The following is a 12,708-nucleotide window of genomic DNA, read 5'->3' as shown; positions in this document are numbered from 1 at the left end:
ATTCTTTATTCATTTAAGATTTTACTATAAGAAATGATATTTTTGTTTATCATTCTCTTTTTAAAAATGTTAAAATTTCATAGTTTTATTTCTCCTATTAACAGAGTATTAAAACATTTAAACACAAGTTAAAAATAATTCGTAAATTCAATCATTATCTGTTATATTAATGAGGAAAAGTTTATATATGAGAAAAAATGTGGAGGAGCCAGTGTTGCTGGCTGAGATAGCATCCTTAAGATGTTGACTCTTAGAACCTGATCTGGGTGATGCCAGCGTAGGGAACAGTATCTCTTTTTAGATATGTTTTTTACAGCGCATTTACGTCCGGGTTAGTATCCGGACGTTTTCTTTTTGTATAAACAAAAAACAAAAAGGAGATATAGATAATGAAAAAACTAGTAGTATTTTTAGTAGCTATTTGTTTAATGTTAACTGGGTGTGGTCAAAACAAAACTGCTACGACTAAAAAGCCAAAGCAATTAAAAAAGGTGACAGTCGTACTAGACTGGACGCCAAATACAAATCATACTGGGCTATTTGTTGCTAAGGAAAAAGGTTACTTTAAGGAACAAGGACTTGATGTAGATATAATCAGCCCAGGAGAAACAGGTGCAGACCAATTAGTTGCATCTGGTAAAGCAGATTTTGGGGTTTCTTATCAAGAGTCAATTACACAAGCAAGAGTTCAAAATGTACCGATTGTATCAATTGCAGCAATTATTCAACATAATACTTCTGGCTTTGCATCACCAGTGAAAAAAGGAATTAAGTCTCCAAAAGATTTCGTTGGAAAAACATATGGTGGATGGGGTTCACCGGTTGAAAAGGCTATTTTAAAATCACTTATGTCAGAAGAAAATGCTAATGTTAATAAGTTAAATATCGTTAATATGGGAGAGGCTGATTTCTTTACAGCGGTAAAAAGAGATATCGATTTTGCGTGGATTTATCAAGGATGGACAGGGATTGAAGCAGAGCTACGTGGAGAAAAATTAAACATGATTTATTTAACTGATTATAGTAAAAAGCTAGATTACTATACTCCAGTTTTAGCTACGAATGAAAAAATGATTAGTAAAAACCCTAAAATAGTAAAAGCATTTGTGGCTGCAGCATCAAAAGGATATAATTTTGCGATTGATAACCCAAAAGAAGCTGCATCGATTTTAATAAAGGATAATCCGGATTTAGATAAAAAATTAGTGGAAAAAAGTCAAGAATGGTTAGCATCTAAATATAAAGATGATGCAGAACGTTGGGGTGAGCAAAAATTATCAGTTTGGAAAAACTATGCTGATTTCTTAGCTGAAAATAAATTATTAGAAGGAAACTTTAAGCCAAAAGAAGCATTTACGAATGAATTCTTACCAGCGAAATAAGGAGGAGCAAAAATGCAAACTACTTTAATGAGTGTCCAAATTATACCGAAAACAAATAATATTGAGGATGTTATTCCAGCAGTTGATGAAGCAATTAAAATTATTGATGAATCAGGTGTAAAATATCAAGTTCAACCATTGGAAACAACTATGGAAGGCGACTTGAATCAATTATTAATGGTTGTTCAAAAAATGAATGAAAGAATGATTGAAATAGGTTGCCACAATGTAATAACTCAAATGAAAATACTTTATCAACCACAAGGTATTACGATGGATGTGTTAACGGAGAAGTACCGTTAATGAAATCTAAAAATATAAAAGGATGGCAACCTATCGTTGTCATCCTGCTTTTTTTAATTTGCTGGCAGCTAAGTATTAAAATTTGGAAAATCGAATCTTGGTTATTACCAGGACCAATCGCAATCTTTAAAGAAGGAATGAAATCAACTGATTCACTACTTCCTCATATTTCTTCTACTATTCAATTAACGATTATTGGTTTGTTAATTGGTAGTTTATTAGGATTTTTAATCGCATTTCTATTGCATTTAATTCCAGGTGTTAGGGAAGCTTTTTACCCATTATTAATTCTTTCGCAAAATGTACCAATTATCGTATTGGCACCGCTTTTAATTATTTGGTTTGGATTTGGTGTATTACCTAAATTAATTATTATTTCTCTTGTTTGTTTTTTCCCTGTTACAGTTTCAGCGTTGGATGGTTTCCGACAAACACCAAGTGAACTAATAAATTATATGAAAATGGCGGGAGCATCCAAATCACAAATTTTTTGGAAAGTTGAATTGCCTTTTTCTCTACCTTCCATTTTTTCTGGCTTAAAGATTTCAGCGACTTATAGTGTTATGGGAGCAGTTATCTCTGAATGGCTAGGAGCGAAATCTGGAATTGGAGTCTATATGACTTTAGCTTCATCTTCATTTAGAACAGATCGAGTATTTGTTTCAATTTTTATCATTATGTTTTTAAGTATGCTTTTCTTCTTCCTAATAGTTGTAATTGAACGTTTTACTGTTAAATGGAAAGTTAAAGGGGAGAAACGGAAATGACACTACAAGTGGAACAATTATCAAAGAGTTATAGCGGTCATCAAGTATTAGAAAATATATCCCTTTATGTAAACGAGGGTGAATTTGTATCGATTCTAGGTCCATCTGGTAGTGGGAAAAGTACGTTGTTCCATCTTATTGGAGGTTTAGTAAAACCAGATTCTGGAGAAGTAAAGTTAAATGGGTCGATAATAAATGGAGAACTTGGTCATGTTAGTTTTATGCCTCAGGATCATTCATTACTACCTTGGAGAACAGTATTAAAAAATATTGTTTTGTCACAAGAATTAAAACATAAGCCTGATGAAAAATTGGCAAGAGACTGGCTTAAAAGAACTGGCTTAGAAAACTATGAGAATGCTTACCCTCATGAATTATCTGGTGGTATGAAACAAAGAGTTTCATTTTTAAGGTCTCTACTAGCACCGCAGTCGTTCATGTGTATGGATGAGCCTTTTTCAGCTTTAGATGAGTTCACTAGACTTGAAATGCAACAATGGCTTTTATCAATTTGGGAGGAGCAACGACGATCAATTTTATTAGTAACACATAATATTGATGAAGCGTTGTTAATGTCTGATCGAATATATATATTTTCTGACAAACCCGCCAAAATCAAAGAAGAAATCATAGTGCCATTTTCAAGACCACGTAAAAAAGAAATATTATTAAGTGATGAATTTACGGAATATAAAAGAAAAATCTATTTGGCTTTAGAGAAGGAGTAATACGATGAAAATGATAGATGCTCATATTCATTTAGATTCTTATGATACTAGTCAAAGAGAAGAAATATTAACTAATATACAAAGACACGAAATCGAAGCGCTCATTTCGGTATCGATGGATTTAAAATCTAGTAAGAAAAATTTAGAGTTGAAAAATCAAAATAATAGTGTATATCCAGCATTCGGATTTCATCCTGAACAACAAATCCCTTCTGATGAAGAGGTTGATAAATTAATTGAATGGATGAAGAACCATCAGGATGAAATGGTCGCAATCGGAGAAGTTGGATTACCATATTATAAGAATTTAGAAGAACAGATTGATTACGTACCTTATATTAAATTACTAGGAAAATTTATCTCGCTTGCAAAAGAGTTAAATAAACCAATCATATTACATGCAGTGTATGAGGACGCCGAAACCGTATGTAATCTATTAGAAAAATATTTTATTAAAAAAGCCCATTTTCATTGGTTTAAAGGGGACGAGGTTACAATAAATCGGATGATGAAAAATGAGTATTTTATCTCGATTACACCAGATGTATTATATGAAAATGAGATTCAAGACTTAGTAAAAAAGTATCCTTTAGAATTAATGATGATAGAAACAGATGGTCCTTGGCCATTTGAAGGGCCTTTTGAAAATGAGTGGACACATCCAAAATTTATGCATCAATCAGTTGCAAAGATAGCTGAGTTAAAAGACATAGATCTATCAAGTGCATATAAAACTTTATATGAAAATACTAAGAGGTTTTATAGTATATAAAATAAGAAAATCGTTTTCCGACAGGAAACGATTTTTTTTCACGCTGTTGAAAAACAACTTTGTCAATTAAATTACCAAATTTTCGTAAAAGGCGTAAAGTGATGTTGATTTCCACTACAGGATGCTCGCTTTCCATGGGGCGAGATTCTTTCGCCTCCTCGGCAAGTCTGCGGGGTCTCAGCCTTCCCGCTTATCCCATAGGAGTCGAGCATCCCTCCGTTCCAATCAACTTATTCATCAAAAAGAGTCTTCAATAAATCCTAAACAAATAGCCTTTACTAGAGTAACCTAAATGTTAATAGTAAAAGCTTGGATGTCAATAAATATCGAACATTTTAAACTAATCAATTGAATTTGTTTTTCTAAAGATTAACTCATAATATTTTTAACTCCTGAAAAAAATCAAAAAAACATTATTTGTGTTATTGGAATCATGAAATTGCTCAAACATATTAACATTTAAAACCATTAATAGCATCCAAAAAATGATAATTTCATCATTAATAAATGTTCATTTAATGTCCGTTTCCCTATTGACCATTTTATATTTCAACACTCTGAAGAAAATCGTTTTCCGACAGGAAACGATTTTTTTATTTTAATTTTAGATAGGTTATAAGAGCTAAAATAAAATCCCCCTATAGCAGAGCATCTATCCTAATTTACAGATAGGCCTTTTATCTACTATAAGTAGGATATAAAGTATAACTTTCAATTTAGATAATCAGATTCTTTACAAGCAAGAAAATAGAGAAATGAAAAACTTAAGCTTTAATGTAAATACCAAAACCGGCATGTCATTAGAATGCCGGCAGTATGTTGGTTTGTAGAATTGTTTCTACAAAATAACTACAGTTCAAGCTCCCCCATACGAAGAAGCTCAATAACTGCTTGTGATCGCCCCTTAACCCCAAGCTTTTGCATTGCATTTGAAATATGATTTCTCACAGTTTTTTCACTTATAAAAAGTTCTTCAGCAATTTCTCTTGTAGTCTTATCTTGAACAAGAAGCTCGAATACTTCTTTTTCACGCTTTGTAAGTGTGTGCTTTGTTTGATAGTCTCTATCCTTCAACTGTGCTAACCCTCCTTGCTTGACCGTGCTGTTCTTCGGATGGGTATTCATTTAGTCTTTTTATCATATGAACGATAGGTCTTTTAGGTGAATATTTCCAGTAAATTTAGAGCTAGATTTAAATTATTTATTTTTTTCTATTTAGCTTGTTCTAAAAAATGTACAGGCTCGTATAATTAGTAAAAAAGCGTGGGGGGAGTATGGTGATGAAAAAAAGATTGTTAGTAACAGCGGCAGCAGTATGTGGAATTGCAACAATGAGTGGATGTAGTTTACTTCCAACGAAATCTTCAACTGACATTGATCCACCTAAAACGGTAGTTTATAAAAGTGATCAACCTTCAAAAGAAGTAGCAAAGAAAGAGGAAACGGTAAAAAGGGAATTATATTTAATTGACCGTAACGGGTATGTTGTACCGCAAACATTCCAACTACCTAAGTCTACTAGTTTGGCTAAACAAGCGTTAGAGTACTTAGTAAAAGATGGTCCTGTTACAGATGATTTACCGAATGGTTTCCAAGCAGTTTTACCTCCGAATACTGAAGTTTTAGGTGTTCAAACTCAAAAGGATGGTACGATTATTGCTGATTTTTCACCAGAATTTAAGCAATACCGTGCTGAAGATGAATTAAAAGTGTTTCAAGCTGTTACATGGACGTTAACTCAATTTGATAATGTGACAAAGGTAAAAATTCGAGTAAACGGAAAAGAGCTTGCATCGATGCCAGTAAATAAAGCTCAAATTGGTGATGGGTTAACAAGAGATGATGGAATTAACTTTGATAAAGGTGACATTGTAGATATTATGAACTCCAGACCTGTTACGCTATATTATGTTTCTCAAGGGGAAATGGGAGACACTTATTATGTACCTGTAACGACTAGGATTTCAAATGCAGAGAAAGATTCATATTCAGCAATCGTAAATGAACTAGTAAAAGGTCCATCTGAATATTCAAATTTAGTATCCGATTTTGGAACTGATACGAAACTAGTTAGTCAACCTGTTTTCAAAGGCGGTAAGCTAGTACTTAATTTTAACGATGGTATCTATGGAAATATTGCAAAAAACATGATCAATAATGATGTATTACAACCACTTGTACTTTCATTAACTGAGCAAAAAGGTGTTAAGTCCATTGAAATTCAAATCAATGGGAAATTAACTGCGCTAGACCAACACGGCAAGCCTTTAAGCCAACCTGTTTCAAGACCTAAAGATGTAAATACGAAAAAATTGTAAATCGGTGTTAGGAAAAGATAATAATTGCCTTTTAATAAAATGGTTTTAATACTAACCTTGTACAAAAATTGTGATGATTTTTGTACAAGGTTTTTAATTTTATCTGTAAATTAAACTTAATAAGTAGAAATGAAATCACATTTTTGTCTATACTAGTATTTGGAAGATTTTGTAGGAGGAACAATCATGACAAGAACAGATGGAAGATTAAATAATGAACTTAGACCAATCGAGATTATTACTCACTATACAAAGCATGCAGAAGGTTCAGTGCTGATCAGTATTGGTGATACGAAGGTAATTTGTAATGCAACAGTTGAAGACCGTGTACCACCATTTTTGAGAAACAGTGGAAAAGGTTGGATTTCAGCTGAATATTCAATGTTACCTAGAGCTACTCAAGAGCGTACAATACGTGAATCATCTAAAGGTAAAGTTACTGGTCGAACAATGGAAATACAACGATTAATAGGAAGAGCGTTAAGAGCAGTAGTTGATTTAGAGGCACTTGGTGAAAAGACAATTTGGATCGATTGTGATGTAATTCAAGCAGATGGAGGAACACGAACTACTTCAATTACTGGTGCATTTGTTGCAATGATGCTTGCTTTTGATAAATTAATTAAAATGGATAAATTGAAATCGTATCCTGTAAAAGATTATTTAGCAGCAACTTCAGTTGGTATTTTAGATGACTTTGGACCAGTACTAGATTTATATTATGTAGAAGATTCAGCTGCAAGTGTTGATATGAATATTATTATGACTGGAAAAGGACAGTTTGTTGAACTGCAAGGTACTGGTGAAGAAGCAACATTTTCAAGAGAAGAATTAAATGAGTTACTATCTTTGGGTGAATTAGGCATTAAATCTCTAATTGAAAAACAAAAAGAAGTGTTATTACAAGAAGGTATTAAATTTCAATAATCATTTCGAGGAGAGGCTTTAGGGATGGAAACAATCATTATTGCGACAAATAATAAAGGCAAAGTGAAGGATTTTGAAGCACTTTTTAACCCGATGGGATTTCAAGTTAAGTCTTTAAAAGACTTTCCTGAAATTCAAGAAATTGAAGAAACAGGAACTACATTTGAAGAAAATGCGGTTTTAAAAGCTGAGTATTTAGCGAGTGAGTTAAATACGCCAGTCATTGCAGATGACTCCGGTTTAATAGTGGATGCACTTGAAGGTAGACCAGGCGTTTATTCTGCCAGATATGCTGGATTACATAAAAGTGACGAAGATAATTTACAAAAAGTATTAAGTGAACTAGAAGGTGTTTTTCCTGGAAAAAGAACTGCGCGATTTTATTGTGCTTTAGCTTTAGCGGTTACAGGTAAAGAAACAATCACTGTTCATGGTACAGTTGAAGGATATATTGCCAATGAAAAAAGAGGAACAAATGGTTTTGGCTACGATCCAATATTCTTTTTGCCAGAATTAGATAAAACGATGGCTGAATTAACAACAAATGAAAAAGGTGGCTTAAGTCATCGCGCAAATGCAATTAAATCATTAATGAATGTTATAAATAAAGAAGATAAAGATTTTTTATTTAGAGGATCAAATTAATGAAAGTACTAATTGTAAGTGATAGCCACGGATTGACAAAACCATTGCAAGAAATTGCCGAACGATATCGAGACAGTGTAGATTTAATGATACACTGTGGAGATTCGGAATTAGAAGTAAATGCTAAGGAACTAAAGGATTATAATGTTGTAAGAGGGAATTGTGATTTCAGAGGAGAATTCCCTGAAGAATTTATTCACCGTGGGAATGAATATACAATCTATGCAACACATGGTCATTTACATGGAATAAAACAGTCATTACAAAAGCTGTATTATCGTTGTAAAGAAGTTGGAGCAACAATTACTTGCTTCGGTCACTCACATGTATTAGGAGCCGAAGTAATTGATGGTGTGCTTTTTATTAACCCTGGCAGCATTTTATTACCGAGAATGCGAAAAGAAAAGACATATGCCATTCTTGAAACAGTTGATAAGAAAGCAAGTGTTACTTTTTATAATACAGATGGAACAGTGCTTACTTCTACTTCATTTAAATTATAATGAATTAATGGGGGTTAGTAGCTTATACGCTACTAACCTTATCAAAAACAAAAAAATTCGGTGTACTAAAAGCCGGAAAACCTTAATAAACTAAGGTAATTATACAACTTTAAAATTTTTTCCTTTATTTTGGAAAAAAGTTTTAAAAAAGTGTTGACTTTAATTTCCATAACGACTATACTAAATTATGTCGACAGGGTGATGTCACAAAGAAACTAAAAATAAATAACAAATATGCGGGTGTAGTTTAATGGTAAAATAGAAGCCTTCCAAGCTTCGGTCGTGGGTTCGATTCCCATCACCCGCTCCATATGTCCTGGTAGCTCAGCAGGATAGAGCAACGGCCTTCTAAGCCGTCGGTCGGGGGTTCGAATCCCTCTCAGGACGTCCAAAAGACACTTGTTTTACGAAATGTAAAATAAGTGTCTTTTTTTGTATTTTAATTACTTTTAATTAAGGAACTTTTGAAATAATATGATGATTTACGTTTACTATATAAATTAGGATGGGTTCTTATTAATTAATAGAAGTCTTAGGTCATCATTAAATTTATACTAGTTATGTTATTTTAGTATAAATAAAAAGAGTGGAGTGATATAAATGAATGAAAATGGATTTTGGAGCTTAATATCCAAAATGCATATTGTTGAAGAACCGTATGAATGGGTAATAAATCATTTAGCTAAACAAACAGAGGAAGAGATAGCTAGTTTTGAAATTCATTTTGAAACTTATTTTTCCAAAGCGTATACTACAAATCTTTTAGGAGCTGCATGGATCATCATGGATGGCTGTTCTGAGGATTCATTTGTACATTTTAGAGCTTGGTTAATTGGACAAGGAGAACAAGTTTACAAGAAAACGTTAAATGACCCAGATTATTTAGCTGAATACATCTTTCCAGTTTATGAAGAAGAAGGACTTACGCCAGAATTGGAAGATATGTTAGATCTAGCTTTACAAGCGTATACAATCAAGCGTAAAGGCGATGATGATTGGGATGATCAATTGTGGAATGAGTTCAATTCATTAATTGAGAGTAAAGGCTATGATTATCCTGAACAACAATTATCAATCGATTGGAAATCAAAAGACGAACTAAAAGCTAAGTTCCCAAAGCTATGGAAAAGATTTGGCAATAAACCGTTAGGGTACTAAAGCTAAAACAGATTCATTCATACACGTATCTTTAATATTTTAAATAATTTTAATTCATGATACACTTTTTCATAACTAGTTTGTGCAGGAAATAACAAATGTTAGGGGAGAGTAACATGGAAGACAATATTGTCTTTTTTCCTAAACTGAAGGATCGGATAATAAATTTAGGCAAAAAAGCATTAGAAGAAAAAAATTTTAGTAAAGCTTTAATGTTATGTAATCAATTAAAAGAAATGAATGAGCATAATTCACAAACAGAGCTTGCTGCAGTCGCGTGTCTTTTAGAAGGAAATCAGGCTAAAGAAGCTATGGAAAGATGTGAGGATTTAGTTTTCGGGCCTTTTGAGAGTGATGAAGCAATTGAAGTGTACATAAGCATTTTATTTCAATTAAAAGAATATGAAGAATTACAAAAAAATATAAAAAAATTACTCACTCAAAAACGGATTGATGAAAATCAGATGGATAAGTTTCAAGCGATGCTCTCATTATCAAAGAAAGTAATTTCAGATCGTGAAGGCATTAAGGGTGAAGTTCTTAATTTACATAAAATCGTTGAAAATTCTGAGCCGATTGATAAGCAACTTGAATTAATTAATGAATTAAGAAATTTAGATTGTAATCTTGTTATCGATCAAATAAGCGAAATATTAAAAAGCACCAAAGCAAATCCATTAATTCAAAGTTTTATTTTGTTTATTTTACAAGAACAATCAATCGATAAAGATTTTGAACTTAACAAAGTAAACCAAAGGATGATTTGGAATACATCGGTTTCAGTCGATGAACATAAGATCTTTGTAGATGCTATATTAAAAAAATTAAGTGACGTATTAGAAAGTGAAGACCCTTCTGCTTTCGAAATCGCAAAAACACACTTCCAACACTTTATAACAATTTACTTTCCTTTTATCCCAATGCCAGCGGATATAAATACATGGGCTGCCTGTTTTTATTGCATCGTCCAACAATTTTTTGATCGTAGTGTAGATGAAGAGGAACTAAAAGACTTATTTAATGTAGAATATTTTCCAGTAAAAAGTGCAATTGCTTTAGTAAAACGGTTTGAAGATGAAGGATACTTTAATTTGAAATGAAATGTCAGACTGTTGATAAGCGCTTGCAATCAGTCTGACAATCAAGTTTGTAGAACTTTTCTTTACACTATATTTTAATTTAAAATGAAATAGTTGGAAAAAACATAGATGTTCCATTTGGGCTTCTATGTTTTTTTATGTAAAAAAAGGTATTTTAAAGTGATGGAAGCGGAGATCAAACCGAGTTTTATTTTTAAGCGAATTCGAAGAGGGACTTAGGTCACGCCTTACGGAAAGCGAGCAATAAGGAATGGAAGTCATCGTTTTATTTTTTAAAGGTACTAAACTGATTTAAAATTCAAAATTAAAAAACCCTAATATTTTCTCCATATAAAAATAGGAAATATTGAAACAAAAAAGGAATGTGTTATAATAGAATGGTTGTAACGACTATTTACTTAATTATACATGCATTTTCTTTATTAAAAATGGACAGGCATGTATAGTACGAAAATACGTAAACACATATATTTTTTTAGATAATTTTGGAGGGAACTAACAATGACTGCTAAATGGGAAAAATTAGAAGCTAACGTTGGTCTATTAACTGTAGAAGTTGAAGCTTCTGAAGTAGATAAAGGTTTAGATGCAGCTTTCAAAAAAGTTGTTAAAACTATCAATGTACCGGGATTCCGTAAAGGTAAATTACCTCGCCCAATTTTCGAACAAAAATTTGGTATTGAAGCACTTTACAATGATGCTTTAGATGTAATTTTACCAGAAGCTTACAGCAAAGCTGTTGTAGAGGTTGGTATTGAGCCAGTTGATCGTCCAGAAGTTGACGTTGAGCAAATGGAAAAAGGTAAAACTTTAATCTTCAAAGCAAAAGTTACTGTAAAACCTGAAGTGAAATTAGGCGAATACAAAGGCTTAGAAGTTGAAGAAATGGATGCTACTGTAACTGACGAAGACGTACAAGCTGAATTAACTACATTACAAGAGCGTCAAGCTGAGTTAGTAGTTAAAGAAGATGGTACTGTTGAAAACGGTAATACAGCTGTAATTGATTTCGAAGGTTTCGTTGATGGCGTAGCTTTCGAAGGTGGAAAAGGTGAAAACTATCCACTAGAAATCGGTTCAGGTTCTTTCATTCCTGGATTTGAAGAAGCTTTAATCGGCGCTAAATCTGGTGTAGAAACTGATGTTAATGTAACATTCCCAGAAGAATACCACAGTGCTGAATTAGCAGGAAAATCTGCTACTTTCAAAGTAACTGTTCATGAAATCAAAGCGAAAGAACTTCCTGAGTTAAACGACGAGTTTGCTAAAGACGTAAATGACGAAGTAGAAACTTTAGAAGATCTTAAAGCTAAAATTAAAAATGACTTAGTTGAATCTAAAAAATCTCAAGCTGAAGGTAGCTTACGTGATGCTTTAGTTCAAAAAGCAGCTGAAAATGCTGAAATCGAAATCCCAGACGTAATGTTCGAAAGCCAAGTTGACCGTATGGTTAAAGACTTTGAACAACGTATTGCACAACAAGGATTAAACTTAGAGCTTTACTACCAATTCACTGGTACTAAAGAAGAAGATCTTCGTGCTCAAATGCGTCAAGATGCTGAAGCTCGTGTAAGAATCGACTTAACAATCGATGCGATCATCGAAGCTGAAAAAATCGATGCAACTGAAGAAGAAATGAACGAAGAATTAGCTCGTTTATCTGAAATGTACAATGTTCCTTCTGAGCAATTAGTAACTATGCTAGGTGGAACTGACGCTGTACGTGATGATATTCAAATCCGTAAAGCTGTTGAATTATTAGTAGATAGCAGAAAAAAATAAGCGTTAAATAAACATATATTGACTTAAACAAGGCGCGAGATTTTTCGTGCCTTGTTTTTAAATAAAGAAATATTTGGTAAAGTGAACTGTTTCCTTTAAAATATACATATACATATGTTAGAATCTGTTATACAGATTTTAAAAAATAATTGTGGCTATACTAAAAATAATTCTTCAAAAGAAGGATTATTGGCTTTAGATTAGAATATATATATTCTAAAAATTTAAACAATTTTAGAGTAGTAATTAATTGCTTTGTTTATTTTGTATGCTATTATATAGCTACAAGATACATATTTTTTTCGATTACATACATATTGAGT

At 32.5% G+C, this 12,708-nt stretch carries 13 protein-coding genes, 2 tRNA genes and 1 riboswitch; of the genes, 14 read left to right on the top strand and 1 reads right to left on the bottom strand.

The window, feature by feature from the left end:
- Positions 1-191 precede the first annotated feature (191 nt).
- Positions 192-301, top strand: a riboswitch (TPP riboswitch).
- Positions 302-389: 88 nt separating this feature from the next.
- Genes ACFVRR_RS12870 through ACFVRR_RS12850 form a run of 5 tightly spaced genes read left to right on the top strand, consistent with a single transcriptional unit; the run spans position 390 to position 3,952 of the window.
- Positions 390-1,382 carry an ABC transporter substrate-binding protein gene (locus tag ACFVRR_RS12870; RefSeq protein ID WP_387328941.1) on the top strand — a complete coding sequence of 331 codons (993 nt, stop codon included), beginning with the start codon at positions 390-392 and terminating at the stop codon, positions 1,380-1,382.
- A 12-nt stretch (positions 1,383-1,394) separates the two neighbouring features.
- Positions 1,395-1,685, top strand: coding sequence for a thiamine-binding protein (locus ACFVRR_RS12865; protein WP_069035213.1), 291 nt, complete (start codon positions 1,395-1,397; stop codon positions 1,683-1,685).
- Positions 1,685-2,452 carry an ABC transporter permease gene (locus tag ACFVRR_RS12860; RefSeq protein ID WP_098566247.1) on the top strand — a complete coding sequence of 256 codons (768 nt, stop codon included), beginning with the start codon at positions 1,685-1,687 and terminating at the stop codon, positions 2,450-2,452. Before ACFVRR_RS12865 ends, ACFVRR_RS12860 begins: the two co-directional genes overlap by 1 nt.
- Entirely contained in the window at positions 2,449-3,180 is a 732-nt protein-coding gene (locus ACFVRR_RS12855) for an ABC transporter ATP-binding protein (protein ID WP_387328936.1), read from the top strand. The genes ACFVRR_RS12860 and ACFVRR_RS12855 overlap by 4 nt, the downstream gene beginning before the upstream one ends.
- Positions 3,181-3,184: 4 nt before the next feature.
- The gene (locus tag ACFVRR_RS12850) at positions 3,185-3,952 is read left to right on the top strand and encodes a TatD family hydrolase (RefSeq protein WP_387328933.1); all 768 of its coding nucleotides are present in this window, start codon (positions 3,185-3,187) and stop codon (positions 3,950-3,952) included.
- Positions 3,953-4,801: 849 nt separating this feature from the next.
- On the opposite strand, the gene ACFVRR_RS12845 is transcribed toward ACFVRR_RS12850, so the two are convergent.
- The gene (locus ACFVRR_RS12845) at positions 4,802-5,026 is read right to left on the bottom strand and encodes a helix-turn-helix domain-containing protein (RefSeq protein ID WP_056472461.1); all 225 of its coding nucleotides are present in this window, start codon (positions 5,024-5,026) and stop codon (positions 4,802-4,804) included.
- A gap of 200 nt (positions 5,027-5,226) precedes the next feature.
- Here ACFVRR_RS12845 and ACFVRR_RS12840 point away from each other — a divergent pair, with 200 nt between their 5' ends.
- The 9 genes from ACFVRR_RS12840 to tig all read left to right on the top strand — a co-directional run bounded on the left by ACFVRR_RS12840 (position 5,227) and on the right by tig (position 12,385).
- Positions 5,227-6,270 (top strand): GerMN domain-containing protein, encoded by a 1,044-nt coding sequence (locus tag ACFVRR_RS12840; protein ID WP_387328929.1) that lies wholly within the window; start codon positions 5,227-5,229, stop codon positions 6,268-6,270.
- Positions 6,271-6,456: 186 nt separating this feature from the next.
- Positions 6,457-7,197, top strand: a complete 741-nt coding sequence (rph, locus tag ACFVRR_RS12835) for a ribonuclease PH (RefSeq protein WP_387328927.1) — start codon at positions 6,457-6,459, stop codon at positions 7,195-7,197.
- Positions 7,198-7,221: 24 nt separating this feature from the next.
- A complete protein-coding gene (locus ACFVRR_RS12830; RefSeq protein WP_387328925.1) occupies positions 7,222-7,842 on the top strand; it encodes an XTP/dITP diphosphatase in 621 nt (206 codons plus the stop codon).
- The gene (locus ACFVRR_RS12825) at positions 7,842-8,345 is read left to right on the top strand and encodes a metallophosphoesterase family protein (RefSeq protein ID WP_387328923.1); all 504 of its coding nucleotides are present in this window, start codon (positions 7,842-7,844) and stop codon (positions 8,343-8,345) included. The genes ACFVRR_RS12830 and ACFVRR_RS12825 overlap by 1 nt, the downstream gene beginning before the upstream one ends.
- 236 nt (positions 8,346-8,581) lie before the next feature.
- Positions 8,582-8,655: transfer RNA gene (locus ACFVRR_RS12820), tRNA-Gly, on the top strand.
- A 3-nt stretch (positions 8,656-8,658) separates the two neighbouring features.
- Positions 8,659-8,732 (top strand) — tRNA-Arg (locus tag ACFVRR_RS12815).
- Positions 8,733-8,945: 213 nt separating this feature from the next.
- Positions 8,946-9,503: a DUF4240 domain-containing protein gene (locus ACFVRR_RS12810; protein ID WP_387328920.1), complete on the top strand. Its 558-nt coding sequence runs from the start codon at positions 8,946-8,948 to the stop codon at positions 9,501-9,503.
- 116 nt (positions 9,504-9,619) lie between these two features.
- On the top strand, positions 9,620-10,603 hold the full coding sequence (locus tag ACFVRR_RS12805; protein WP_387328918.1) for a hypothetical protein: 984 nt from the start codon (positions 9,620-9,622) through the stop codon (positions 10,601-10,603).
- A 501-nt stretch (positions 10,604-11,104) separates the two neighbouring features.
- Positions 11,105-12,385, top strand: coding sequence for a trigger factor (tig, locus tag ACFVRR_RS12800; protein ID WP_097978407.1), 1,281 nt, complete (start codon positions 11,105-11,107; stop codon positions 12,383-12,385).
- The last annotated feature ends 323 nt before the right edge of the window (positions 12,386-12,708 follow it).

This window comes from Gottfriedia sp. NPDC057948, from assembly GCF_042887255.1.
In the GTDB taxonomy this organism is placed as follows: Bacteria; Bacillota; Bacilli; order Bacillales; family Bacillaceae_G; genus Gottfriedia.
This window is presented reverse-complemented; position numbering and strand designations above follow the sequence as displayed.